Source organism: Streptosporangium nondiastaticum (genome assembly GCF_003011965.1).
Classification (GTDB): Bacteria; Actinomycetota; Actinomycetes; order Streptomycetales; family Streptomycetaceae; genus Streptomyces; species Streptomyces nondiastaticus.
Genome location: NZ_PXWG01000092.1, coordinates 1 through 25,869, shown reverse-complemented (window position 1 = coordinate 25,869; position 25,869 = coordinate 1). Strand labels below are relative to the sequence as shown.

The following is a 25,869-nucleotide window of genomic DNA, read 5'->3' as shown; positions in this document are numbered from 1 at the left end:
CGTCCGCGGCACCACGCCCGCCGCGCTCGCCGCCGCCCTCGACGCCCGGCTCAGCGGCACGGACTCCGCGGCCGTCACGGCCGGCACGGCCCCGCGCGACGGCGCGCCCGCCGTCGTCTTCCAGTTCACCGGCCAGGCCAGCCCGTACCCGGGCATGGCCGGCGAGCTCTACGAGCGCTTCCCCGCCGTACGGGACGTGCTCGACACCTGCGAGGGCCTCCACCGCGACCTCGGCGGCGGCTCCCTCCTCGACGCACTCCTCGGCACCGCCGGGGCCACCGGCGCGGACTCCCCGTGGGCCACCGACACCGCTCAGCCCGCCCTGTTCGCGCTGCAGTGCGCGCTCACGCGGCTGTGGCGGGACGCGGGGGTGACCCCCGGCCTCGTCACCGGGCACAGCGTCGGCGAGTACGCGGCCCTCCACGCCGCCGGAGCCCTCACGCTGGAGGACGGCCTGCGCCTCACCGCCGCCCGCGGCCGGCTGATGCAGAAGCTCTGCGCCCCCGGCGCGATGGCCGCCGTACCGCTCACCCGCGGGGAGGCCGTCGCCCTGGCCGCCGAAGTCCCCGGCGCGGAGCTGTCGGTGGCCAACGGCGAGCGCTCCCACGTCCTCGCCGGGCCCGTCGCCGCCGTGGACCGCGCGCTCGCCCTGCTGGAGGAGCGCGGCACCCCCGGCGAACGCCTTCCGGTGGAACGCGCCTTCCACACCGCCCTCATGGAGCCGGTGCTGGACGACTTCCGGGCCGTGCTCGACGAGACCGCCTTCCGGCCCACCCGGACCCCCTTCGTCAGCGCACTGGACGGGACGCTCCGGGAGCCCGGCTGGACGCCGGACACCACCTACTTCCTGCGGCACACACGGGAGCCCGTCCGCTTCGACGAGGCGCTGCGCACCGTGGGCGCGCAGGAGCCGGCGGCCGTCGTCGAGATCGGCCCCCACACCACGCTGAGCGGCCTGGCGCGCCGGGCCCTGCCGCAGGCGCGCGCCCTGCCGTCGCTGCGCCGCGGCACCGGCCTGGGCGCCCTGTGGGCCGCGGCGGCGGGCCTGCACTGCGCGGGCGCGGACCTGGACTGGCGGCCGCTGCTGGCGGGCAGCGGCGGCCGCCGGATCCCGCTGCCGGGCTACCGCTTCCAGCACAAGGACTACTGGACAGGGCCGGAGTTGACGGCCGTACGTACCGGAACACCAGCGACAGATGGAGCCACCGTGGTACAGCACCAGGCAGCGGTCGAGCGGGTCGTCCGAAGCATCGTCGAGTCGGCCGCCCGGCACCTCGGGCACGACCCGGACGCCATCACCGGAGAGACCTCCTTCTTCGACCTCGGCGCCGACTCGCTCCAGATGATCAGCGCGCTGCGCGAGCTGGAGCAGGAGTACCGGGTCAAGGTCTCGATGCGGGAGCTGTTCGAGGAGACGGGGACGCCGCTCCTGCTCGCGGAGCTGATCGTGAGCCGGATGGCGGATGAGACCTCGGAGGCGTCAGCCGCACCGGCCGCGTCGCCGGTGGCCCCGGTGCCGCCCGCGCCGCCCGTCGCGGAGCAGTGGCCTGCCGCGCCCGCGCCTGCCGTGCCGGCGGCCCCCGTTGCTCCCGCGGCCCCGGCCGCCCCCGCGCCGGAGCCCGCCGCCGCTCCCGCGTACGCCACGCGGCAGGAGCTGGAGGACCTCGCCCACAAGCTGCAGCAGATATCGCAGATACAGCTGCAGATGATGACCCAGCTCTCCCAGCTGCTGGCCCTCCAGACCGCCGCCGCGACCTCCGGCCTCAACGGCACGGCGGCGGTGGCCCGGTGACCGGCCTCGAAGCCGCCTCCGCGGCCCTCGACCAGGACCTCGCGGCCATGACCGAGCTCTCGCGGCGCATCGCCGAGCAGATCGGCGGCGGGCCGGCCGGCACCGGCAGCCCGGTGGCGCAGCAGCCCGCGGAACAGCCCGCGGAGCCGGCCGCCGCGCCACGCCGCGTGCACGGCCCCCGCGTGACCGTCTCGCGCGCCTCCGGCATGGTCCGGGGCGGTGCCCCGCGCGCCCAGCAGGAGCACCTCGCCGACCTCGTGCGCCGCTACACCGCCAAGACCCCCACCTCCAAGCAGCTCGCCCAGCGCTACCGCCGCGTCCTCGCCGACAGCCGCGCCGTCGTCGGCTTCCGCAGCGCCACGAAGGAGATGCTCTACCCCATCGCCGGCCGCCGGGCGAGCGGCGCCCGCCTGCAGGACGTCGACGGCAACGAGTACGTCGACATCACCATGGGCTTCGGCGTGCTCCTCTTCGGCCACGAGCCGGCGTTCGTCAGCGAGGCCGTCCGCGAGCACCTCTCCCGCGGCATCCAGCTCGGCCCCCGCAACGCCGAGACCGGCGAGGCCGCCGAGCTGCTGGCCGGGCTGACCGGCATGGAGCGCGTGGCCTTCGCCAACTCCGGCACGGAGGCCAACTCCGCGGCGATCCGCCTCGCCCGCTCCGCCACCGGGCGCAACAAGATCGTCACCTTCCTCGGCGCGTACCACGGTCACGCCGACACCGTCCTCGGCCGCCCCTCCGGCTCCCCGGAGAGCCGGATCACCGTGCCGGTCTCCCGCGGCATCCCGGACAGCGCCGTCGAGGACCTGATCGTCCTGGAGTACGGCAGCGACGCCTCCCTGGAGGCGATCGCCCGGCACGCCGGCGACATCGCCGCCGTGATCATCGAGCCCGTGCAGAGCCGGCACCCCGCGCTGCAGCCCGTCGCGTTCGTGCGCAAGCTGCGCGAGCTCACCGCCCGCCACGGCATCGTCCTCATGTTCGACGAGATGCTGACGGGCTTCCGGCCCGCGCTCCGCGGCGCCCAGGAGCTGTACGGGGTCACGCCCGACCTCGCCACGTACGGCAAGCTGCTCGGCGGCGGCTTCCCCATCGGGGCCGTCGCAGGCCGCGCCGACATCATGGACGGCGTCGACGGCGGCCACTGGTCCTACGGCGACGACAGCTACCCGCCCGCGGACACCACGTTCTTCGGCGGCACGTACATCCAGCACCCCGTGTCGATGGTGGCCGCGCGGGCCGTCCTCACCCACCTCAAGGAGCACAGCCCGCTGCTCCAGGAGCGGCTCAACGCGCGCACGGCCGAGCTGGCCGGGACGCTCAACGCCTTCTTCGAGGCGGAGGAGTTCCCGCTGCGGATGAGCCACTTCGGCTCGCAGTTCCGGTTCGACCACCGGGCGGACATGGAGCTGCTCTACCACCACCTGATGCTGCGCGGCGTCCACGTGTGGGAGTGGCGGAACTTCTTCCTCTCCACCGCGCACTCCGACGGCGACCTGGAGTTCATCGCGGACGCGGTCAAGGGCTCCCTGCGGGAGTTGCGGGGGGCGGGGTTCTTCCCGGGCGCCCGCGCGGTGACGCCGAAGGCGTCGTCCGAGGCCGTGGCGGACATGGTCACCGTGGCCGCGAAGCCACCGGCACCGGCGGCCCCGCCCCGGGCCTCCGCGCCGCGCACCACCTCCATGGCCTGGAACGCGGCCGCGGCCGCCACATCGGCCGCGCCGCAGAAATCCCCCCGTACCCCCGACTTCAGCGTCTACTTCTTCGGTGACTACCCCGAGGACGGCGACCAGCAGGGCAAGTACGAACTGCTCATGGAGACCGCCCGGTTCGCCGACCGGAACGGCTTCCACGCGCTCTGGATGCCCGAGCGGCACTTCCACTCCTTCGGGGGGCTCTTCCCCAACCCCGCCGTGCTCGCCGCCGCCCTCTCCCGGGAGACCCGGCGCGTCCGGCTCAACGCCGGGTCCGTCGTCCTGCCGCTGCACGACCCGATCCGGGTCGCGGAGGAGTGGTCGATGGCCGACAACCTCTCCGGGGGCCGCGTCGGCATCGGCATCGCCAGCGGCTGGCACGCCAACGACTTCGTCTTCTTCCCCGACCGCTTCGGCCGGCACAAGGAGACGATGTACGAGCAGCTGGAGCAGGTGCGCCGGTTCTGGCGGGGGGAGCCGCTGCGCAGGACCACCGGCGACGGCGAGGCCGACGTGCGGCTCTTCCCGCGGCCCGTCCAGGACGCCCCGCCCATGTACACGGCCGTGGTCGGCAACCCGGCCTCGTTCGCGCTCGCGGCCCGCCACGACCTCGGCATCGTCACCAACCTGATGACGCAGAGCGTCGAACAGCTCGCGGAGAACATCGCGCTGTACCGCCGCACCCGCGAGGAGCACGGCCTGGACCCGGCCGCCGGCCGCGTGGCCGTCCTGCTGCACACCTACCTCGCCGCCCGGCACGACACGGCCCGCGCCGAGGCGTACCAGCCCCTGTCGCGCTACATGCGGGCGTCGCTGTCGCTGTTCGGCGGCGTCACCAACAGCCTCGGGCACAACGTGGACCTTTCCACGCTCAGCGAGGACGACCTCGATGTCGTGTTCCGTCGCGCCTACGACCGCTACTGCGACCAGCGGGCGCTGATCGGCACCGTCGACACCGTCGCGCCCGTGGTGGACGCGGTCACCGCGGCCGGTGCCGACGAGCTCGTCTCGCTCGTCGACTTCGGCGTCGCGCCCGGCGAACTGCGCGCGAGCCTGACCCACGTGGACGCCCTGCGCCGCCGCTACCGGGAGACCACGGCGGAGGCCCCCGCACCGGCCCCCGCCGTCACACCGGCGCCCGCCCCCGCACCGGCCCCCGCCGCCTCCCTCGTTCCGGCCCCCGTGGAGGCCCCGCTCTCCCCGGGCCAGCAGCGGATCTGGTTCCTGGAGCGCATGCTGCCGGGCCGCACCGCCTACAACGAGACCAAGGCGATCCGCCTCGACGGCCCGCTGGACGTGCCCGCCCTGCGCGCGGCGCTGCGCGGCCTCGTGGCCCGCCACGAGGGCCTGCGGACCGTCTTCCGGGAGGCCGGCGGCGAGCCGCGCCAGGTCGTACGGCCGCCCGCCGAGCCCGACTTCGCGGTCGTGGACGGCACGGGGCGCGGGGAGGAGGCGGTGCGGGAGACCTTGGCCGCCGAGAGCGCCCGCCGCTTCGACCTCGCCGAAGGACCCCTGTTCGTCACCCGGCTCGTGAAGCTCGCCGACGACGCGCACGTGCTCGTGCTGTCGCTCCACCACATCGTGGTCGACGCCGCCTCCGCGATCGTCCTCGCCCGCGACCTGTCGGCCCTCTACCGCTCCTGGCGCGACGGCACCGACCCCGGCCTGCCCGCCCTCACCTGGAGCTACGCCGAGCACGCCCGCGAGCAGGCCGCGGCCCTGGAGGGCCCGGAGGCCGCCGCGGACCTGGCCTACTGGCGCGAGACGCTCGGCGGCGGGCTGCCGGACCTGGCGCTGCCCACCGACCGGCCGCGCCCCGCGGTCATGACGTCCAGCGGCCGGTCCGTCTTCCGGACCCTGGACCCGGAGCTCTCCGCGCGCCTGCGCGAGCTGGCCCGTGCCCGCCGCGGCACCCTGTTCATGACCCTGCTCGCCGGGTACGCGGCCATGCTGCACCGCGTCACCGGACAGGACGACATCGTCATCGGCACCGCGATCTCGGACCGCCCGCAGCGGGCCGAGGACCTGCTCGGCTTCTTCGTCAACACCCTGGCCCTGCGCTTCGACGTCTCCGGCGACCCGTCCTTCGCGACGCTGCTGGACCGGGTGCGCAACCGCGCCCTCGACGCCTACGACCACGCGGGCGTGCCCTTCGAGGCGGTGGTGCGCGAGCTCGCCCCGCCGCGGGTGACCGACCGCACGCCGGTCTTCCAGGTGCTCGCCGAGTTCGAGAGCAGCGAGCCGTTCCGCTTCGACCTGCCGGACGTGCGGGCGACGCCCCTGGAGGCGGGTCCGGACAAGGCCCTGACGGACTTCACCGTCTACTTCACCGACCAGCCGCAGGGCATCCGCTGCCACCTGGAGTACAACACCGACCTGTTCGACCCGGAGACCGCCGAGGGGTTCTTCACCACCTTCCGGGACGTGCTGACGGCGGCCGTCGCCTCTCCGGACACGCCCCTGTCCCGGCTCGCGCAGCCGGAAGGGCCGGCGCCGGCGTCCGGCGATACCGCACCGTCCGTGCCGGGCGGTCCCGTACGCGCTGAGGCCGGCGGGCCCGTACCGTCCGCGGCCGACGATCTCGCACCGAGCGTGCCCGGCGAACCCGGCGTGCCCGGCGTGCCCGGCGGACCCGTGCCCGCCGGGTGGGAGCAGGGCCCGCAGCACCCCGTGGAGGCGGTCTCCGTCCACGAGCTGGTGGCCCGGCGGGCCGCGGCCGCACCCGGCGCCACCGCCGTAGTCGACGGCGACCAGGTGCTGACCTACGGTCAGCTGGAGGAGCGGGCCGGCCGGCTGGCCGCCGTGCTCCGCGAGCGGGGCGCTGACGGTGCCCCCGTCGCCCTGTGGCTGCCGCGCTCCGCCGGCCTCGTCGTCGCCATGCTCGCCGCTCTCAAGGCCGGCAGCCCGTACGTCCCGCTGGACCCCGCGCTCGGCCGGGCCCGCGCCGAGAAGGTGATCGCCGAGTCCGGCGCCCGCGTCCTCGTCGCCACGCCCGACGACGCGGCGCGGCTCCGGCTGCCGGAGGGCGTCGCCGTCGTGTCCCTCGGTGACACCCCGGCCGGCAACCCCGCCCCCGCGGCGCTCTCCGCCGGCGGCGAGTCCCTGTGCTACGTCATCTACACGTCGGGCAGCACCGGCACCCCCAAGGGCGTCGCCGTGCCGCACCGCGCCGTCGTCGACCTCTGCGCGTGGCACCACCGGCGCTTCGGGTTCACCGCCGCCGACCGCAGCGCCGTCGTCTGCAGCCAGAGCTTCGACGCCTCGGTCATGGAGGTCTGGCCGGCGCTGACCGCCGGCGCCTCGCTGGCCGTCGCCGGAGAGACCGTCCGCAAGGACCCGCTCGCCCTCGCCCGCTGGTACGCGGCGCAGGGCGTCACGTTCTCCATCCTGCCCACGGCCCTCGGCGAGACGCTGCTGCAGCTCGCGCCGGACGCCCAGCCGCCGCTGCGCCACCTGCTCATGGGCGGCGACGTGATGCGCACCCGGCCGCGGGCCGGTACGCCGTACGAGGTCGCCAACGTCTACGGGCCCACCGAAGTCACCGTGCTGTGCACGGTCGAGACGGTGGAGCCCGCCGGCGACTCCGGCGGCGAGCCCGAGGAGATCGCGATCGGCCGCCCCGTCGACAACGTGCGCGTGCGCGTCCTCGACGAGTCGGGCGCACCGGTGCCCGTCGGCACCGTCGGCGAACTCCACGTCGGCGGGCCGGGCGTGGCCCGCGGCTACCTGCACCGGCCCGAGGCCGACGCCGGGCGCTTCCTGCCCGACCCCGACGGCGGCCCGGACGCCCGCCTCTACCGCACGGGCGACCTCGTGCGCTGGACCACGGACGGCAAGCTGCAGTTCCGCGGCCGCACCGACGACCAGGTGAAGATCCGCGGCTTCCGCGTCGAGCCCGAGGAGGTCTCCCGCGCGCTCAACTCCCTGGAGGGCGTGCGCGAGGCCGTCGTCCTGGCGCGCCGCAACGGCCGGGGCGAGGCCTACCTCGCGGCCTTCGCCGTCCCCGCCGACCCGGTGGGGGACGGCGCCGACGACCGGCAGGCCTTCGCCGACCTCATGGCCGACGCCCTGGCCGAGCGGCTGCCCGAGTACCTCGTGCCGCGCGCCTGGACGGTCCTGGCCGCCCTGCCCGTGACCGCGGGCGGGAAGCTGGACCGCGCGGGGCTGCCCGCCCCCGACCTGGTCACGGCAGCGCCGGCCGTGCCGCAGGCGCCCCGTCCGGAAGACGGCGCCGGGTCCGGGTCCGCGGCTCCGGACGACATCGAGCGGCGGCTCCGCGCCCTGTGGGCCGAGGAGTTCGGCACCGACGCCGCATCGATCGCGCCCGACGCCTCGTTCTTCGACCTGGGCGGCCACTCGATCACCGCGATCCGGCTGGTCAACCGGGCCCGGGAGGAGTTCGGGGCCGAGTACCCGATGGTGCGCTTCTACGAGCGGCCCACGCTGCGGGCCATGGCCGCGTTCTTCGCGGACGGGCCGTCTGCTGACGAGGGGACTTCCGGCTGCGAGGACGCTTCAGGCAGCGACGCCGTCGAGCATCGGGCGCCCGCCACCGACCAGCAGGTCCACTTCGCCCGGGTCCAGCAGGGCCACGCGCTGCCGCAGGTGTTCAACGTCGCCATGCGCCTGACCCTCACCGGCGACCTGGACGTGCCCGCGCTGAGCACCGCCCTGACCCGGCTTATCGCCCGGCACGGGGGCCTGCGCACCCGCATCGTCCCCGCCGGCGACGACTGGCAGCAGGAGATACTGCGGGCCCGGCCCGTAACCCTGCCCGTCGAGGACCTGACCGGGCTGCCCGCCGCCGAGCGCGAGGCCGCGGTGGCGCGGATCTCCGACGAGGCCGCCGAGACGCCGTTCGACCTCGCCACCGGTGCGGGACCGGCGCTGCGCCTGCTGCGCTCCGGCGAGCGCACCTGGGTCCTGCTGTTCGTCCTGCACCACGCCGTGTGCGACGGCTGGGCCGTCAGCCTGGTCCTCAAGGAGCTGGCCGCGCTCTACGGCGCCGCCGCGAAGGGCCTGCCCGACGGGCTGGCGCCCGACCCGTGCCAGCCGGGCGCGTACGCGCGCTGGCAGCGCGAGCAGACCGACCCGGCCGTCGAGGAGCGCAAGCTGGCGTTCTGGCGGCGCGAGCTGGACGGCGCGCCGTTCGGCATCGCCATGCCGCTCGACCGGCCGCGCCCCGCGGAGCTGAGCGGGCAGGGCGGCGTCGTGATGTTCACGGTCCCCGCCGACGTGCGCGCGGACGTGGACCGGCTCGCACGGCGCCGCGGGGCGACGCCCTACGCGGTCACCGCGGCGGCGCTGGGCCGGCTGATGGCCCGCCGGTCGGGGCAGTCCGACGTGGTGTTCAACGTCTCCTACGCCAACCGGTGGCGCCGCGAGTTCGAGTCGCTCGTGACCTGCGCGACGTCCGGGTTCGCCCTGCGGGTGCGCGACGGGGAGGCCGGCTCCTTCACCGGCCTGGTCGACCAGGTGGCCCGTACGTCGGTCGCGTGCATCGACGCGTTCATGCCGCCGCGGGACCTGGCGCCCCTGCTGCGGGAGCGGTACGGGATGGAGATGCCGGACCGGCTCGCGGCCGGCTTCGCCTACCAGAACTCGCTGGAGACCGAGATCGACATGCCGGGGATGACCGTGGCGATCGAGGACCTCGCGCCCGCGGCCGCCCGGGCGGAGTTCACCTTCGGTCTCGTCCCGGCGGGCGACGTGCTCATCGGCATGGCCGAGTACTCGTCCGACCTGTGGGACCGGGCGACCGTCGAGGGGTGGATGCGGGACTACGTCGAGCTGCTGCGCGACGAGGTCCGGGCGGCCCTCGCGGACTGAGCGGACCGGCCGGCCGGTGGGGTGAAGATCACAGGTCACCCCGGCGGCCGGCCGGCACCCGGCCGACTACCGTGTCCGGGTGCCGAAGAACAGGAACACGTTCTCCTCCGACGCCTCCGCGGCCCTGCGCGCCTGGGGGCGTCGCGCCGCGTCGCGCGCGGTGCACCGCGGCTGGCGGTGGGTCCAGCAGGCCGGCGCGGTGACCGCCGAGCACCCCGGCCCGTACCGCTTCCGCCGCATCGGCCCGGCGACCCGGCTCGCCTTCCCGCTCGGCACGGTCTTCGGCGAACGCTGGATCGAGCTGGGCGACCACTGCATCATCGGCGAACAGGTCACGCTCACCGCCGGCATGATGCCCGGCCTCGACCTCGGGCCCGACCCCGTCCTCCGCCTGGGCAACGGCGTGGTCCTCGGCCGCGGCAGCCACGTGGTGGCCTCGCAGCCGGTGACCTTCGGCGATGACGTCTTCTGCGGCCCGTACGTCTACGTCACCAGCGACAACCACTCCTACGACGACCCGCACCAGCCCATCGGCCGCCAGTGGCCGCGCAGCGCGCCCGTCTCCATAGGCTCCGGCAGCTGGCTGGGCACCGGCGCGGTGATACTCCCGGGCGCCCGCCTCGGCCGCAACGTGGTGGTCGCCGCCGGCGCGGTGGTCCGCGGAGAGGTTCCGGACCACGCGGTGGTCGCAGGCGCCCCGGCGAAGGTCGTACGGCGCTGGGAAGCGGCAACGGGCTGGATCCCGCCCCTGCGCACGGCCCCGCCGGTACCGATCCCCTCGGAAATGACGGCGGATCAGCTCAAGGCCCTCGCCGAACCGCCGTCACTACCGGACGCTGACCATTGATGTCCTGTAAGGCCTAGTCAGGCATGTGGTGATCTTGATGTGGGTGCTGTGGTGACGGCATCAGAGCCGGGCTGGGCAGGACTGGCCGAGCGGCAGTTCCGCAAGCCGGCCAGGTCTCGTACAGCACCGGGGCGGTGGTGCGCCGTCCGGCGGCCGGGCTCCGCGGGCGTCCCTCTTCACCCTTGGGCAGTGGGGTGATGCCCCGCAGATGGTCGAGGTCTTGGAGCGCGTCCGCGTTCCCCGCCCGGGTGGTGGCCGTGCGGGTTTGAGTTCCATGTGCTTGGCCAGGGGGGAGGCGCGGATGAGGTCCTTCCATTCGGTGATCGGGCGGCCGTACTTCTTCTCGATGGAGGGGAAGTAGCCGGCAGGGCCTTTGACTGCGGAGGTCATACCGGGGTTCCGTCCTTCCTTCCGTGTGCTGGTGGGTTTGGTGGGCGGCACCAGCGTGGGCGACGGGATCTGGTGGCCGGGGTTCGGCGGTCCAACTTCTTTCCGGCCGGAACAAAGTTGGAGCGCGCGGGTCGCCGTGCATGAGCACCGCGGCCCACGCCGCCGGGGACAGCGCTCGGCCGGGTCGCCGGGCCGGCCGAGCGCCGTCCCCGGGACCGCGGCGATCGCGAGCACGGGCGGCTCGCGCCACAGGACCTCCGGGTCGCAACCGGCGCCGGCGCCAGGGGCATCGCCTCGACCCGTCACAGCCGCCGACACGACAGTGGGCGGGACGGCCGTCCGCCCCTCGGAGAACACCACCGGACCGCGCCGGTCAAGGCCCGGCCATCGCGGAGGCGATGGAGCGGCAGACCGGTGACGGCACCGGAAACAGGCCGTAGCGGTACGTCACCGACCTCTTCGCGGGGGGAGCGGGGCACTGCCATGGCGGCGGAGGTAGGCCAGGACGGCGCGGACGCGGCGGTGGCCGCTGTCACCGACCGACAGGCCGAGTTTGAGGAAGACGTTGCCGATGTGTTTGTGGACAGCGTTGTCGGTGATGACGAGCCGTTGGGCGATGGTGGTGTTGTCGTGGCCCTCGGCCATCAGCGCGAGGACCTCGCGCTCGCGTGCGGTCAACGCATCGACGGGATCCCCGTGTGCGAGGAGTTGGGCGATGACTTCGGGGTCCATGGCGGTACCGCCGTCGGCCACACGGCGCAGCGCGTCGGTGAATTCCGCGATGCGGCTCACGCGGTCCTTGAGGAGGTATCCGATGCCGCCCCGGGCGTCGGCGAGGAGGCGGCCCGCGTATTCCTGCTCCACGTACTGCGACAGCACCAGGACGGGAAGTCCGGGATGGTCGCGGCGGGCCTGAACCGCGGCCCGGATGCCCTCGTCGCGGAAGGTCGGGGGCAGCCGCACGTCCACGATGGTGACGTCCGGCCGGTGGGTCTCGACGGCGGTGAGGAAACCGGGGGCGTCGGCCGCGATCGCGACGACCTCGAAGCCCTGGGAGTTGAGCAGGAGTTCGAGCCCGGATGACAACAGGACGTTGTCCTCGGCGATCACTACGCGCACGGCATCTCCACGGTGATGACGGTCGGCCCGCCCGGTGGGCTGCTGATCTTCATGGTGCCGTCCAGAGCGGCGGCGCGGCGGCGCATTCCGTCCAGGCCGGACCCTCGGGCGGCGTCCGCTCCACCGGTCCCGTTGTCGGTGATCTCCGCACGGAGCAGCGCGCCGTCGCGTGTGACGCGAACCGAGGCATGGGTGGCCCGGCTGTGCCGGGCGACGTTCGCCAGTGCCTCGGTGACGGCGAAGTAGGCGACCGCTTCGACCGCTGCGGGGATCTCACCGAGCGGCCCGACGTCGATGGGGGTCGGCACTCCGGCCCTGGTGGCCAGGGTGCTGAGCGCGCCGGAGAGGCCCTGGTCGGCCAGCACCGGGGGGTAGATGGTGCGGATGACGGAGCGCAGCTCCGTCATCGCGTCCTCGGTCTCGGCGTGGGCCTGTCGTACCAGAACGGCGGCCGCGTCGGGGTCTGCGGAGAGCCTTTGGCCGGCTACGGCGAGCCGCATCGCGATGGCCACGAGCCGAGCCTGGGTGCCGTCGTGCAGATCCCGTTCGATCCGGCGGAGTTCCGCACTGTGTGCCTGGAGGACGTCCGTACGCGTTCGGGTGAGTTCGGTGACTCGTTCGGCCAGTTGCTCGGTGGGGGACGGCGCCAGGACCGCGAGACAGCACCGGGCATGCGCTCGGGCGACCGGCGGGAGGAGGACAGCGGACAGGGTCGCCAGGACCACGAGATTCACCAGCCCGAGCTGCAACGCTGTGCCCCAGTTGGTGATGTGAACGCTGATCACCGGCAGCCACGGTGCTGTGGGGAAGGCCCACCACAACAGCGTGATGACAGGGGTGAGAGACAGGCTGCCCAGACAGACCAGGGCAAGGGCACCCGCCGGCAGGCCGGTGACGATCTGCGTCACGAGCCATGCGAGGTTGCGGCGGGCGGCGCGCGGGCGCGGCTCGACCGGCTGTCCCAGCAGCGCCCCGGCGTGCCGGCGGTGCTGTTCCGTCCAGGGCTGAGCCAGTGACGGGATGCACAGCAGGGGCGCCGCGGCGAGCACTACTGCCGCGGACACCAAAGTGCCCAGCAGGTAACGCCCGCCGCGCCATGTTCTGAGCCACCATGCGCGGGCCGCGCCGGGTATGCCGAGCACTTGTCCCACTTTCTCTTTGCCGTACAGGAGGACTGTGGGAGGCCCCACGCGGTTGACCCTAGACAACCGGCCGGCCCTGCGGCACTACAGGCAGCTGTACCTTTCGTCCGGCCGCCTGCGGTAGCGACTCGCAACCGGACGCATACCTAGCGTGTGGGTATGAGATTCACAAACCCGAGCTCTGATCAGCGCCACCCGGGCACTCCCGTGCCCGACCGGGCCGGTCGGCAGCACCGCCGCATCGGCAAACGGTGGCCGGCAGCCGTTGCGGCCGCCCTCGTCATCGCAGGCACAGCCGTTGCCATCCAGCCGGCAGCCGACGCACACGACTCGGCCGCCCCCGGATACGGGCAAGACGATCTGCGCCGGGACACCGACGCCCTCCAGGCGCTGGGCGTCATCGGCGTCCAGGCGCGGGTGACCACCGGCCCCGGCCGGGATCTGGTCGCCACCAGCGGCGTCGCCGAGGCGGGCACGAGGCGTCCGGTGCCCCGCGACGGCTACTTCCGGATGGCCAGCACCAGCAAGGCACTGGTGGCCACCGTGATCCTGCAACTGGCGGACGAGGGCAAGCTGGCGCTCGACGACACTGTGGACCGCCGGCTGCCCGGGTTGGTGGACCGCAACGGCAACGACGGACGCCGGATCACCATCCGCCAACTCCTCCAGCACACCAGCGGCATCCACGACGACGACCTCCCCGGCTACAGCACCCCGCAGGAGTACGCCGAGCGCCGGTACGACACCTACACGCCCCAACAGGTCGTCGCGCTGGCGATGAGGCATCGCCCGGACTTCCCGCCCGCCGCCGGGTGGAGCTACTCCAACACCGGCTACGTCCTGCTCGACATGATCATCGAGAAGGTCACAGACCGCCCTTGGCGCCAGGAGGTCGAGGACCGGGTCCTGAAACCGCTCCGCATGGACCACACCTACCTGCCGGGCAGCACCCCCGCGCTCCGCCCGCCGCACGCGAACGGCTACCAGGTCTTCCCGTCAGGCGAACGGGTTGACGTCACCGAGGTGATCCTCCCCGACCCCGGCGGATACGTCTCCACCACTGCGGATGTCAACCGCTTCTTCCAGGCTCTGCTCGGCGGCAAGCTGCTGTCCCGGGCACGGCTGGCCGAGATGCGGGAGACCGTCCCGGTCAACAAGGAGATGCAGGCGTTCTGGCCGCACGGACGCTACGGCCTCGGCCTGGTCGAACGGCCTCTGTCCTGCGGTGGCAGCTACTGGAGCCACGAAGGAGGCAATGGCGGATACATCACCCTGAATGGTGCCACCGGCGACGGCAGGCGCACCGTCACCGTCTCCATGTCCACCGCCCTGGGCGGCTCGCCCGACACTGCACTCCGACAGGAGCAGGCCGCCAGTGACCTCGTCGACCACGCGCTGTGCGACACCCCCGGCAACGGGCAGGACAGGTAATGGCCTTCCCCGGCATGCCCGGGCATGGCCGGCGGTGGACGGTGTCGTCCGCGGGTGGAACGAGGCCACGGTCCCCGGCCGGGTCGGCAGCGCGCGGCCAGTTCTCCCGCCACCCCAAGCGGCCGTCAGGTCAACCGTCGTGCTGCTTTCCGTAGGGCGGACGTCCCCACAGCAGACCGCCCGAACCTCACAAACCTCATAGGTGAGGCACTGGGTAGCGTGGTTCCCGACCGGTCACGGACGCAGCGACAGGTCTCCGCCCCGGACAGTCTCACCACCGTTGTCCTACACACTGGAGGAACACGTGGCACAACTATTGAGAGTCCAGAACTTCAACGTCTCGAGCGACGGCATCGGTGCCGGCGAGGACCAGAGCTTCGAGAATCCGTTCGGCCACGCCCATCCCGAGAGGCTGTTCGCCTGGGCCGGCGCCACGGCGAGCTGGCCCATGCGCACCGATCCGGGCGGAAGCCGGGGCCTCGACGACTACCTCACGCGGGACTACGCCCGCAACATCGGTGCCGAGATCATGGGCCGCAACAAGTTCGGGCCCCAGCGCGGGCCCTGGCACGACCATGAGTGGCACGGCTGGTGGGGGGACGAACCCCCGTTCCGCACCCCGGTGTTCGTCATGACCCACCACACGCGTCCATCGCTCATGCTCTCCGACACCACGTTCCACTTCGTCGACGGCGACCCGGCCACGGTCCTCGCACAGGCGCGGGAGGCGGCGCAGGGCAAGGACGTCAGGCTCGGCGGTGGGGTCACCACCATCCGGCAGTTCCTCGACGCCGACCTGGTCGACACCATGCACGTGGCGGTCTCGCCGGTGAAGCTCGGATCCGGACTACGACTCTGGGAGTCCCCCGATGAGCTGCTCGACCGGTTCCACCTGGAGGTCGTGCCCAGCCCGAGCGGCGTGACGCACCACCTGTTCTGGCGAAAGTGACCGGCCCTCAGGGCAGCCCCGGCCGCCTGTTCGCCTCCCGGGACTGCCCTGAGCCGGGTCGTCGAGCCGCGGCTCGGGCGGTCAGCCGGCCATGGCGGATCGCGGATTCACCGGCTCGTGCCCGGGTGGAGGCGAGGCCGCAGTAGCCGACCCGGACCCGCGCCTGCCAGCCCCTTTCCACCCCCCCGGCGGAGTACGCCCTCAAAGGACACGACGCAAAGACGTCTGACGGCTGATCACCACCCTCCGCAATCCCGGTGAGGCGCCCGCGGCCGAGCTCGCCGCTCTCCACCACCAGCGGTGGGAGATCGAGACCACTCTCGACGAGATCAAGACCCACCAAGGCGGGCACCATCTCGTCCTGCGCTCGCGGGATCCCGACGGTGTCGAGCAGGAGGCCTACGGATTTCTGCTCGTCCACCACGCGCTTCGGGGGCGTCATGCACCACACCGTCCACCAGGCCGGCCTCGACCCTGACCGGACCTCCTTCCCCCGCACACTCAACGCAGCCCGCCGCCACGTCACCGCCCAAGCGGCGCGTCGCGCACCTGCCCGCGCGTACGCGGACAGTGCCGCAGACATGACGTGACTACCTCCCGACGGCATAGATCCAGTCCCCCGGACCAGCGGTCCGGGGGACTGCGTCGTCACGGTCGGGTCAGAGCTCAAGAGGCCGACGACCTGGCGATTCATCCAAGCTCGCCCGGGCATTGGACGTGAAGCCGTCCGTCCTGCTCGGGCAGCGCCGGCCCCCTTCACCAGGACGACGCCCCCAAAGAGAACGGCATCTGTGCGCTGCGCCGGGCGGTCCACCGGCTGGAGACCCTGCCGGGGCTGCAACTGGCCGGGCCTAGCCGTAGATAACGGCCTTCACGTAGAGACGTCGGCGTGGACGTCGGCCTTGCTCGGGTTCCGGTTGGGGCGGGCGGAGATGGCGTCAGCGGCCGCCCGGGCGAATGCGGCGATCATCGGTGTTTCGGCGGCTGTGCGCCACACCAGTGCCCACCGGCAGGCGGGGGCGTCCTGGATCGGGACGAACGCCAGGCTCGGCCACGGGTAGAAGTCGGCCGCCTCGGCGGATACGCCCGCGGCCCCCTGGCCCGAAGCGACCAGGTGGAGGATTTCGTGCCAGGTGGCGGCCCGTGGCCCGCGCCGGATGGGCCGACCGGAGGGGGTCCGCAGTGGGTTGAAGGCCGCGTCCATGGTCTCGGAGATCGACTGACCGGCGATGATCACGCAGTCGCCGAGGTCCTCCAGGCCGATCGACTGCCGGGCGGCCAAGGCGTGTTCGGCGGAGAGCATCAGCAACACGGGGGCGGTGTGGACCAGCGGGCCGACGGTGAGATCGGCCCCGTCCACGGGCAACCACACCAGGGAGACGTCCACATCGCCGGCGCGGACGGCCTCCAGGGGAGCCGGAGGCTGGATCTCACGGATCTGCACCTCGGCGCCGGGGTGGCGGGTGCGGAACAGCTCGATCGCATCGGCCACTGCCCAGGGGTGCGGGCCCATGCAGCCCAGCGTCAGCGTCCCGGAGATCCCGCGGGCGGCGGCCGAGACGGTCTCGATCCCGTCCATGATCTGCCGGTAGCCGGCGTCGAGTTCCCGGTACAGCTGCTGCCCGGCCGGGGTCAGCCGGACGGCGCGGGTGGTGCGGTCGAACAGCAGGGCTCCGATCCGGCGCTCCTGCTTCTTGACCGACTGGGTGACCCTGGCCGGGGAGACGTGCAGCCGCTCGGCGGTGCGGCCGAAGTGCAGCTCCTGTGCGAGCGTCAAGAAGATCTCGATGTCCCTTATTTCCACTCGCCGGCCCCCGTCATTCTTCATCTCCGGTGAAGAGAACGTTACTGGTCTCGTCGTTGATCGCCGCCCGGCCGCGACGGGAGTGTGGAGCCGCCCGCCCGATCACCGATGTCCACGAGGAGTTGCCATGTCGTTCCTGTCGCCCGACTACCCCGAGGTTCTCTACGACCAGGACGAGGGCGAGGTCAACGCCAGTTTCCGCCCGGCGGGTACGCCGCCCGACTACGTCGCGCCGAACGGGTCGACGTTCCACTACCTTTCGACCCGGCTCTCCACGAACGGCCTGTACGGGCTCTACCAGAACCGGCTCACGGGCCAGATCGGCGGCACCAGCCCGCACTTCCACAAGACGATGTCCGAGTCCTTCTACATCCTCTCCGGTGAGATTCACATCTTCGACGGCGAGCGCTGGTTCGACGCCTCCCGTGGCGACTACCTCTACATCCCGCCCGGCGGCGTGCACTCCTTCGGCAACATCTCCGGGGAGCCGGCCGAGTTCCTCATGCTCTTCTCCCCCGGCGCCGCAAGGGAGGGCTACTTCGAGGGACTGGCCGACGTCGCGGCCATGACCGAGGAGGAGAGGGCCGCGTTCTTCGTCCGCCATGACAGCTTCTTCACCGACATGACCAAGGGCCCGGCGGCCGACTCGTGGCAGGACCGGGCGGCCTTGCGCAAGTCCTTCAAGACCCGCTGAACACAGCCCTGGGCCTGCTGTCGCCCGGTGAGCCCGCTTTACGGCTGGTTGAAGAGGGCGAGGGTGCTTGCCGCAGGAGGTTCTGCGGGCGTTCAAGTTTGCCCTCGCCCCACCTTGAGCCAGGCGGAGGCGATGGCGCGGCACCGGGTGCTGCGCGCTGGGCATTCAACTACGCACTCGGCCGAAAGGTCGCCGCGCACCGGTAGCGGCGGGATGCATCGCGATCCGGATCTCGGCCGGGCAGAGGCTGCGCTGGTAGCGGCAGAACTCCTGGAACCTGGTCCGGTTCTTCTTCGGCTTGATGTGGCCGTAGAGCCTGTGCCGGGCCGGGTCATAGGCGGCGAAGAGGTGGCGGCCCCCGTGCGGGCGGGTGTAGGTCGCCCGTCGGCGGGGGGCCGACAGCAGCACCATCTGCGCCCGGCGCCAGGTCACTACTGACCCGGTGCCCCTGCGGATGATCCGCAGCAGCCGTCTGCCCCTGTCGTCATCGATCTCACGGACCCGCACTCGCTCTGCCGTCAACACAGCTTGCCGGGCGCGCGCCGCCGGAGCGGAATCCGGACGGCGCGTCACCTCGGCACAGCACAAGGGTCGCTGATGCGGCGCTAGCCGGGATTCCCGGGATTCATAACCTGGTCGTCCGCGTGCGTGCCGAACTCGGCGACGCGCACCTCCGCGATGTGTTCGTACCGGTTGATCCGGTCGGTCCACTCCGTGTCGACACCGAACGCCACGTGCGCGAAGCCCACCCGGCCGATGGCCTCGGCCAGGCCCGGATCGCCAGGGGCCAGCAGCCGCACCGGCGCGTCAAGCGCCACGGTGTGCGGCGGCACGAAGTACTCGTCCGGCAGGACGGTGCGCGCATGGACGAGCGCGCCGACAGCGACAACCGAGCCGGCCCCCAACCGCGCGCTCTGCAGGACCGTCGCCGTGGTCGCCACATAGACGCACCTGCCGACCTCGCAGCCCAGCAGCGTGGCATGCGGCCCCACGAAGACGTGGTCGTCAACAAGCACCGGCTGATCGCCGGCGACCGCAGATCCGCGCAACACCGCGTTCTCGCAGATCACCGCCGCCTCCCCGACCTCGATCCGAGACCCCTCGGCATCGAGCACCGCACCGTACATCACACGCGCCCTCGGCCCCACGCGCACATCACCGACCAACGTGGCCGTCGGGGCGACGTAGGCGGTGGGATGGACCTGCGGTTCATGCCCGCGATGCCGGATGCGGATTCCCTGCGTTTCAGCGATCACGAGCGGATTCTCGCCCGACCGACCGCGAACATGCTGGCGGATTTCAGACGCCACGTTCGTCGAGACTGCGCCATCCGCGATCTGAGGCACTACAGGGCGAACGTTCGCTGATGCGGCACTGGTCAGCGCATGTGAAAACTTGTGCAGGCGCGCTTGGAGGGGCAGCTAGCAGGAGGAAGGGCGCAGTTCCGGCGGGATTATGCAGTGGCGTTCCTCTCCCCGCAGTCCCCGGAAGTGGTTCGATTGAACGGCCCGCAAGCATCAACCGGCTCTCCCTCGCGGACGAAACGCCCACTTGTTACCGGCCGATGGGCTGGGTGATGAAGGTGGTCTCCGGGTCCCAGGCCGGGCCGGCGTAGGTGATGCCCGTGCAGGGGCGCACGGGCGCCACCCAGGGCGCGCGACGCACCGGACACCCCGCCAGGTTCCGCTTTCGGTGAGGGCTCACGATCTACGTAGCCGCCCGACCCGTCGGACACTCCCATTAGCTATACGACCGCAGGGCGGGCGAACGCCGTGAGCCTGGCAGGTCGAGGTGCGTCGAGGACGGCCGCTTTGAGTCGCAAGTAGAGGAGGTGACGCCGTCAGCCCGCCGCCAGCAGCACCGTTCCCACAAGAGCCAGTCCCGCGCCCGCGGCCTGTATCGAGCGCAGCCGCTCGCTCAGGAACCCCCGAGCGGCCAGCGCCGTCACCACCGGGTACAGCGAGGCGAGGACGGCCGCGACGGTCACGGGGCCGCTGTTCGCGGCGATGCTGTACGTGCCGTTGGCGGCGACGTCGGCGAGGCCGACGAAGGCGAGGGCGGGCAGCGCCGCGCGGATCGTGGCCCAGCCTCCCTCGGGCAGGGCCGGGTTGCCGCGGCGCACGGAGGCGAAGAGCGTGCCCGCGCCCACCACCACGTTGCACACGCGCTGCACGAACAGGGCGAGGAACAGCCCGGTCAGGTTGTGGGACGCCTCGGCGATCAGGGCCATCACCGAGCCGAAGCCGAAGGCGGCGACGAGGGTGAGGAGCAGGGTCTGCCGCTGGACGGGCGCGCCGCCCATGCTCGGCCCGCTGGCCAGGACCACGCCGGCCACGGCGACCGCGATGCCCGCGAACTGCAGGATGCCGGGGCGCTCGCCCAGGACGAGCCCCACGCCGAGCGGCACCGCGACGCCGCCGAGCGCGCCCAGGGGCGAGACGACGCCCATCGGGCCCAGGGCCAGTGCCTTGTAGAAGGCGAGCATGGCGGCGGGGCCCACGACGCCGGCGGCGGCCGCGTACCAGAGCTGGGGGCCGGCCTCGGTCCAGCCGCCCGTGGCGACGACGATGGTTCCCAGGGCGGCCACGGCCAGCAGTTGCGAGACCAGGACGACGGTCAGGGCGGGGATGCGGCGGGTGAGCAGCCCGCCGCCGAAGTCGGCCAGCCCCCACAGGAAGCTCGTGGTCAGGGCGAAGACCGCCGTCATGGGAAAACCTCGCAGTACAGTGTGGTGAACAGTGCAGTGCAGCACACCGTAGTTCACTATCTTTGACTTCGGTATCAAATATATTCGACGGAAGACGGCGGAGATGGCGACGGACCTCGACCGGCTCACCCAGTCACTCGCCCGCAACCTCAAGCGCTGGCGCGCCGAGCGCCACCTCACCCTCGACGCCCTCGCGGCCCGCTCGGGCGTCAGCCGCGGCATGATCATCCAGATCGAGCAGGCCCGGACGAACCCCAGCGTGGGCACGACCGTCAAGCTCGCCGACGCCCTCGGCGTCAGCATCACCACGCTCCTCGACCAGGAGCAGGTCACCCGCGTCCGCCTCGTGCCCAGGCAGGAAGCGGTGCGCATGTGGTCGACGGAGGCGGGCAGCCACACCACGCTGCTCGTCGGCGCGCAGGGCCGCGGCCCGGTCGAGCTGTGGGACTGGCGCATCGCGCCCGGCGACGTCAGCGAGTCCGACCCGCACCCGCCCGGCACGCTCGAACTGATCACCGTCACCGCCGGCGAGCTCACCCTCGTCGTGGACGACGAGGAGCACACCGTGCCCGCGGGCACCTCGGCCGCGTTCGAGTCGAGCGTGCCCCACACCTACCGCAACGACGGGACCGCACCCGTGGAGATGACGATGGCCGTCGCCATCGCGCCCGCGCACTGACCGCGGGCGCCTCCGTCAGGCCCGCCCCGCCCGCACCGACACGTCCAGCGACAGCGCGAGCGAGTGCTCGGCGAACCCCAGGCTCCGGTAGAGGCGTTCGGCGTCCGGCGTCGCGTGCAGGTCGACGCGCGTGACGCCCTGCCCGGCGAACCAGCCCAGCAGCGCCTCCGTCGTCGCCCGCGCGAGGCCGCGCCCCCGGTAGCGCTCGTCGGTGGAGACGGTGAAGACGAAGCCGAACCGCCCCTCCGGGTGCCCGGGCGCCGCCATCCGCTCCTCCACCCGGCCCACGGCGCACGCGGCCAGATGCGCTGGCCCGCCCGGCTGCGGATCGCCGTCCACGACGAAGGCCCCGAGCCGGCACGGGCGTGCCGCGAGCTGCCGGCGCACCTGCTCCTCGGCCGTGCGCTCCCAGTCGCCCCGGGCGTCATCGCCGTTCATCGCGGCGAACATCAGCCGGCGGAGCCGGACTATTTCCGCGGCGTCCTCGGGGGTCGCCGACCGCGTCTTGATCATGGAGCGACGCTAGCGCGCGCCGCGGGCGTCCCGTACCCGCATCGCGTCCAGCTCGATCGCGGGGCACCGGTCCATCACCATGTCCAGGCCGGCCGCGCGCGTCCGCTCGTACGCCGCCTCGTCGATCACTCCGAGCTGGAACCAGACCGCCTTCGCGCCGATCGCGACGGCCTCGTCCGCGACCGGGCCCGCGAGGCCGCTGTTGACGAACACGTCCACCACGTCGACCGGGAAGGGGATGTCCGCCAGGCAGGCGTAGCCCTGCTCGCCGTGCACCGCCTCGGCCTTCGGGTGCACGGGCACCACGCGCTTGCCGTGGCGCCGCAGCACCTCGGCGACGCCGTAGGCCGCCCGCTGCCGGTTGGACGACAGACCGACCAGCGCCCAGGTGTCGCCGGTCTCCTCGATGATCTTCCGGATGATCCCCGGTTCCGCGTACATGCCCGCTCAACGATCATCCCGTCGTCACCATTCCCGGACCGGCGCATAGGCTGGCGGGATGACGGAGCAGTACCGGACGGTCGCGCGCGAGGGCGTGCACGAGATCGAGATCAGCAAGTCGCGGTTCATCTGCGCGCTCGCCCCCGCCGCCACGGAGGAGGAGGCGCAGGCGTTCGTCGCGCGCATCCGCAAGGAGCACCCCACCGCCCGCCACCACTGCTTCGCCTACGTGCTGGGAGCCGACGGCGGCGTGCAGAAGGCGAGCGACGACGGCGAGCCGGGCGGCACCGCCGGCGTGCCGATGCTGCAGATGCTGGTCCGCCGCGAGGTGCGCTACGCCGTCGCCGTCGTCACCCGCTACTTCGGCGGCGTCAAGCTCGGCGCGGGCGGGCTGATCCGCGCGTACGGGGGCGTGGTCGGCGAGGCGCTGGACGCCGTGGGGACCGTCACCCGGCAGCGCTTCCGGCTCGCGTCCGTCACCGTCGACCACCAGCGCGCCGGGAAGCTGGAGAATGACTTGCGGGCGACGGGCCGCGCCGTGCGCGAGGTGCGCTACGGCGCGGACGTGCGGATCGAGGTGGGGCTGCCCGAGTCGGACGTCGAGGGCTTCCGCGCCTGGCTCGCGGACACCACGGCCGGCACCGCCCGCCTCGAACTCGGCGGCGAGGCGTACGGGGACGCCTGAGCCCTCGCCCAGACCTCGGCTTGAGCCCTCACCCCCGCCCTACGCGTAGTCCTCCAGCCGGGCCAGCGCGTAGCCCTGCTCGGTGACCTTGCGCAGCACGGTGCGCAGCATGTCGCACATCGTGCCGCCCCACGCCTTGGGCCCGTTGAAGTGGGTGAGGATGATGTCGCCGGGGTGGAAGCGCTGGTCGTCGTGGCGGAAGTCCATCCGGTCGGCGAAGGCCTCCTCGTTCCACAGGGGCGCGGCCCGCGCGCCGCACTCCTCGGCGACGGCGAGGGTGTCGGCGTCGAAGTCGCCGAAGGGCGGCCGGAAGAGCGTCGGCCGGACGCCGATCTCGCGCTCCAGGATGTCCTGCTGGCCGCAGATCTCCGTGTACTGCTCGTCCTCGGAGATGTGGTTCATCTGCGGGTGGTGCAGCGTGTGGTTCTGGATCGAGACGCCCAGCGCGTGCAGGTCGCGGAAGTAGCCGTAGTCCTCGGCCGCGGACTCGTCGGTGAGGAAGGCGCTCAGCGGGATCTGCAGCTCCCGCACCATGTCCAGGAACTCCCGGTCCTTCGCCGCCCCGTCGTCGATCGTCAGGAACGCGATCTTCTGGTCGGTCGGCACGTGGGCGGGCGCGGGGATCAGGTCCGGGCCCTGGTCGGCCCACTCGGGAGTGGTCAGCCGCGGCTTGTCCCGCGGCGGGGGCGGTGCGACGAGCGGGGCCTGGTCCAGGCCCCAGCGCTGCGCGGCGGCCAGCCGCTGCTCGGGGGTCTGCTTGAGCTTCGGCGGCGCCGGCGCCTGCTGCTCGTCCTCCTGCTGCCCCCGTTCCTCCTGCTTCTCCACCGGCCGGCGGGCCTGCCCCCTCAGCTGCCCGCGGCCGGCCATGTCCTGGGCCTCGCGGACGCCGGGCAGGGCGGCGTCCCCGGTCGTCGCGCACGCGGCGGCGCAGGCGAACAGCAGGAGCGCGGCCACGATGAGGGCGAGGGGGCCCCGGGGGCGGCGGGGCCGGACGGGGCGGCATATGGGGTGGCGGGCGGCCCGGCGCCGCGCAAGGGATTTCCGTACAAGTCGCATATTTCCGGATCTTTTCAGCGGGCCGCCGGACCCGCCCGTCCGGTACACCCATCGGGGCCATGCCCGGCCACCCGCCCGCGGATGGAACACTTGGGGCCCGTGAGGATCCTGCATACGTCCGACTGGCACCTGGGCCGCTCGTTCCACCGCGTGAACCTGCTCGACGCCCAGCGCGCCTTCATCGGCCACCTCGTGCGCATCGTCCGGGAGCAGCGGGTGGACGTGGTGCTCGTCGCGGGCGACGTCCACGACCGGGCCGTCCCCCCGCTCGGCGCCGTCGCCCTCTTCGACGAGGCGCTGCACCGGCTCGCGGACCTCGGCGTGCCCACGGTCATGATCTCCGGCAACCACGACTCGGCCCGCCGCCTGGGCGTCGGCGCGGGCCTCATCGACCGGGCCGGCATCCACCTGCGCACCGACCCCGCGGGCGTGGGCACCCCCGTCGTCCTCTCCGACGCCCACGGCGACGTCGCCTTCTACGGCCTGCCCTACCTGGAGCCCGCCCTCGTCCGCGAGGAGCTCGGCGCCGAGCGCGCCACCCACACGGACGTGCTCGCGGCCGCCATGGACCGGGTCCGCGCCGACCTCGCCGCGCGGCCCGCCGGCACCCGCTCCGTCGTCCTCGCCCACGCCTTCGTCACCGGCGGCACCGCCAGCGACAGCGAGCGCGACATCACCGTCGGCGGCGTCGCCCAGGTCCCCGCCGGCGTCTTCGACGGCGTCGACTACGCCGCCCTCGGCCACCTCCACGGCTGCCAGACGATCACCGAGCGCGTCCGCTACTCCGGCTCGCCGCTGGCCTACTCCTTCTCCGAGGCCGGCCACCGCAAGAGCATGTGGCTCCTCGACCTCGGCCCCGGCGGCGGCCTCACCGCCGAGCGGGTCGACTGCCCCGTGCCCCGCCCTCTCGCCCGCATCCGCGGCCGCCTCGACGACCTGCTCCGCGACCCCGCGCTCGCCCGGCACGAGGACGCCTGGGTCGAGGCCACCCTCACCGACCCCCACCGCCCCGACGAGCCCATGGCCCGGCTCGCCGAGCGCTTCCCGCACGTGCTCAGCCTCGTCCTGGACCCCGAGCGGCCGCCGCAGGACCCCCTCGCCTCGTACGCCCGGAGACTGCGCGACCGCAGCGACCAGGAGATCACCGAGGACTTCGTGGCCCACGTCCGCGGCGGGCTCGCCGCCGACGACCGCGAACGCGCCGTCCTCACCGCCGCCCTCGACCACGTACGGCTCGGCGAGAGCGAGACCGACGCGACCGGCGCGGCCGCCGGGACCACCGAGGAGGCGGGCGCCCGATGAGGCTGCACCGGCTGACGATCACCGCCTTCGGCCCCTTCGGCGGCACCCAGCACATCGACTTCGACGCGCTGTCCGCCGACGGGCTCTTCCTCTTCCACGGCCCCACCGGCGCCGGCAAGACCTCCGTCCTCGACGCCGTCTGCTACGCCCTCTACAACGAGGTGCCCGGCGCCCGCCAGGGCACCGCCGGCAGCCCCGTGCTGCGCAGCGACCACGCCGGCCACGACACCCGCACCCAGGTCGTCCTCGACCTCACCGTCGGCGGCCGCCGCCTGGAGATCACACGGCGTCCCGAGCAGCTGCGCCCCAAGAAGAAGGGCACCGGCTTCACCAAGGAGCGGGCCGCGAGCGAGCTGCGCGAACACCGCGACGGCAGGTGGGAGGCGCTCAGCCGCTCCCACCAGGAGATCGGCGAGGAGGTCAAGCAGCTCCTCGGCATGAGCCGGGAGCAGTTCTGCCAGGTCGTCCTCCTGCCCCAGGGCGAGTTCGCCCGCTTCCTCGGCGCCAGGGACACCGCCCGCGGCGAACTGCTCGGCAAGCTCTTCGACACGGGCCGCTTCGCCGCCGTCGAGAAGCGCCTCGCGGAGCTGCGTCGCGCCGCGGAGGCCGGCGTGCGCGCCGGCGACGACGGGCTTCTCGCCCTCGCCCACCGGATGCGCCAGGCCGCCGGAGACCCGTCGCTGCCCGAGGTGGGCACGCCCTCGCCCGCAGCAGTGGCCGGGAGCGGCGTCCCGGCGCCGCGCACCGCGGTGCCCGCCCGCAGGGGCCGGGGGAGCGCCACCGCACGTTCCGCCG

At 73.1% G+C, this 25,869-nt stretch carries 20 protein-coding genes and 2 pseudogenes; 12 read left to right on the top strand and 10 right to left on the bottom strand.

Annotated elements, in window-relative coordinates; all coding sequences use genetic code 11:
* The 4 genes and pseudogenes from B7P34_RS25275 to B7P34_RS25260 all read left to right on the top strand — a co-directional run.
* A partial coding sequence (locus tag B7P34_RS25275) for an acyltransferase domain-containing protein (protein WP_146166918.1) occupies positions 1-1,792 on the top strand: 1,792 nt, incomplete at its 5' end.
* Positions 1,789-9,315 carry a non-ribosomal peptide synthetase gene (locus tag B7P34_RS25270; RefSeq protein ID WP_223268211.1) on the top strand — a complete coding sequence of 2,509 codons (7,527 nt, stop codon included), beginning with the start codon at positions 1,789-1,791 and terminating at the stop codon, positions 9,313-9,315. The genes B7P34_RS25275 and B7P34_RS25270, both read left to right, overlap by 4 nt.
* A gap of 79 nt (positions 9,316-9,394) precedes the next feature.
* Positions 9,395-10,162: an acyltransferase gene (locus B7P34_RS25265; RefSeq protein ID WP_106680120.1), complete on the top strand. Its 768-nt coding sequence runs from the start codon at positions 9,395-9,397 to the stop codon at positions 10,160-10,162.
* Between the two features lie 112 nt (positions 10,163-10,274).
* Positions 10,275-10,421: pseudogene (locus tag B7P34_RS25260) on the top strand (IS5/IS1182 family transposase); the annotation flags it as partial.
* Between the two features lie 20 nt (positions 10,422-10,441).
* Here the strand turns inward: B7P34_RS25260 and B7P34_RS25255 are convergent.
* The 3 genes and pseudogenes from B7P34_RS25255 to B7P34_RS25245 all read right to left on the bottom strand — a co-directional run.
* Positions 10,442-10,552 (bottom strand): annotated as a pseudogene (locus tag B7P34_RS25255) (DUF4287 domain-containing protein); the annotation flags it as partial.
* A gap of 447 nt (positions 10,553-10,999) precedes the next feature.
* On the bottom strand, positions 11,000-11,671 hold the full coding sequence (locus tag B7P34_RS25250) for a response regulator transcription factor (RefSeq protein ID WP_106680118.1): 672 nt from the start codon (positions 11,669-11,671) through the stop codon (positions 11,000-11,002).
* The gene (locus B7P34_RS25245) at positions 11,662-12,813 is read right to left on the bottom strand and encodes a sensor histidine kinase (RefSeq protein WP_106680117.1); all 1,152 of its coding nucleotides are present in this window, start codon (positions 12,811-12,813) and stop codon (positions 11,662-11,664) included. The genes B7P34_RS25250 and B7P34_RS25245 overlap by 10 nt, the downstream gene beginning before the upstream one ends.
* A 159-nt stretch (positions 12,814-12,972) precedes the next feature.
* On the opposite strand from B7P34_RS25245, the gene B7P34_RS25240 reads away from it, so the two are divergent.
* The 3 genes from B7P34_RS25240 (at position 12,973) to B7P34_RS39800 (ending at position 15,671) form a co-directional block, all read left to right on the top strand.
* On the top strand, positions 12,973-14,244 hold the full coding sequence (locus tag B7P34_RS25240) for a serine hydrolase domain-containing protein (RefSeq protein WP_106680115.1): 1,272 nt from the start codon (positions 12,973-12,975) through the stop codon (positions 14,242-14,244).
* Between the two features lie 304 nt (positions 14,245-14,548).
* Positions 14,549-15,193, top strand: a complete 645-nt coding sequence (locus B7P34_RS25235; RefSeq protein WP_106680113.1) for a dihydrofolate reductase family protein — start codon at positions 14,549-14,551, stop codon at positions 15,191-15,193.
* 232 nt (positions 15,194-15,425) lie between these two features.
* Entirely contained in the window at positions 15,426-15,671 is a 246-nt protein-coding gene (locus B7P34_RS39800) for a transposase (RefSeq protein WP_146166919.1), read from the top strand.
* 393 nt (positions 15,672-16,064) lie between these two features.
* Here B7P34_RS39800 and B7P34_RS25225 read toward each other — a convergent pair whose 3' ends face one another.
* On the bottom strand, positions 16,065-17,021 hold the full coding sequence (locus B7P34_RS25225; RefSeq protein WP_223268210.1) for a LysR family transcriptional regulator: 957 nt from the start codon (positions 17,019-17,021) through the stop codon (positions 16,065-16,067).
* Between the two features lie 103 nt (positions 17,022-17,124).
* Between B7P34_RS25225 and B7P34_RS25220 the strand changes: the two genes are divergently transcribed.
* Complete coding sequence (locus B7P34_RS25220; protein ID WP_106680107.1) at positions 17,125-17,691, top strand: cupin domain-containing protein; 567 nt, start codon at positions 17,125-17,127, stop codon at positions 17,689-17,691.
* A gap of 165 nt (positions 17,692-17,856) precedes the next feature.
* On the opposite strand, the gene B7P34_RS25215 is transcribed toward B7P34_RS25220, so the two are convergent.
* The 3 genes from B7P34_RS25215 to B7P34_RS25205 form a co-directional block, all read right to left on the bottom strand.
* Positions 17,857-18,198, bottom strand: coding sequence for a hypothetical protein (locus B7P34_RS25215; protein WP_223268209.1), 342 nt, complete (start codon positions 18,196-18,198; stop codon positions 17,857-17,859).
* A 98-nt stretch (positions 18,199-18,296) separates the two neighbouring features.
* Positions 18,297-18,947, bottom strand: a complete 651-nt coding sequence (locus tag B7P34_RS25210; protein WP_106680105.1) for a gamma carbonic anhydrase family protein — start codon at positions 18,945-18,947, stop codon at positions 18,297-18,299.
* Between the two features lie 584 nt (positions 18,948-19,531).
* Positions 19,532-20,398 carry a DMT family transporter gene (locus B7P34_RS25205; protein ID WP_106680103.1) on the bottom strand — a complete coding sequence of 289 codons (867 nt, stop codon included), beginning with the start codon at positions 20,396-20,398 and terminating at the stop codon, positions 19,532-19,534.
* Positions 20,399-20,501: 103 nt separating this feature from the next.
* Here B7P34_RS25205 and B7P34_RS25200 point away from each other — a divergent pair, with 103 nt between their 5' ends.
* A complete protein-coding gene (locus B7P34_RS25200; protein WP_106680101.1) occupies positions 20,502-21,077 on the top strand; it encodes a helix-turn-helix domain-containing protein in 576 nt (191 codons plus the stop codon).
* 15 nt (positions 21,078-21,092) lie between these two features.
* Here the strand turns inward: B7P34_RS25200 and B7P34_RS25195 are convergent, their stop codons facing one another.
* Both B7P34_RS25195 and B7P34_RS25190 read right to left on the bottom strand, forming a co-directional pair.
* Complete coding sequence (locus B7P34_RS25195; RefSeq protein ID WP_106680099.1) at positions 21,093-21,590, bottom strand: GNAT family N-acetyltransferase; 498 nt, start codon at positions 21,588-21,590, stop codon at positions 21,093-21,095.
* A 9-nt stretch (positions 21,591-21,599) separates the two neighbouring features.
* Entirely contained in the window at positions 21,600-22,031 is a 432-nt protein-coding gene (locus B7P34_RS25190; RefSeq protein WP_106680096.1) for a CoA-binding protein, read from the bottom strand.
* 58 nt (positions 22,032-22,089) lie between these two features.
* On the opposite strand from B7P34_RS25190, the gene B7P34_RS25185 reads away from it, so the two are divergent.
* Positions 22,090-22,716: a YigZ family protein gene (locus tag B7P34_RS25185; RefSeq protein ID WP_106680094.1), complete on the top strand. Its 627-nt coding sequence runs from the start codon at positions 22,090-22,092 to the stop codon at positions 22,714-22,716.
* 39 nt (positions 22,717-22,755) lie between these two features.
* On the opposite strand, the gene B7P34_RS25180 is transcribed toward B7P34_RS25185, so the two are convergent.
* A complete protein-coding gene (locus B7P34_RS25180) occupies positions 22,756-23,772 on the bottom strand; it encodes a polysaccharide deacetylase family protein (protein ID WP_106680092.1) in 1,017 nt (338 codons plus the stop codon).
* A gap of 99 nt (positions 23,773-23,871) precedes the next feature.
* On the opposite strand from B7P34_RS25180, the gene B7P34_RS25175 reads away from it, so the two are divergent.
* Both B7P34_RS25175 and B7P34_RS25170 read left to right on the top strand, forming a co-directional pair.
* Positions 23,872-25,074, top strand: coding sequence for an exonuclease SbcCD subunit D (locus B7P34_RS25175; RefSeq protein WP_106680090.1), 1,203 nt, complete (start codon positions 23,872-23,874; stop codon positions 25,072-25,074).
* Positions 25,071-25,869, top strand: a 799-nt coding sequence (locus B7P34_RS25170) for an AAA family ATPase (RefSeq protein ID WP_146166917.1), incomplete at its 3' end; no start/stop codon positions are given. The genes B7P34_RS25175 and B7P34_RS25170, both read left to right, overlap by 4 nt.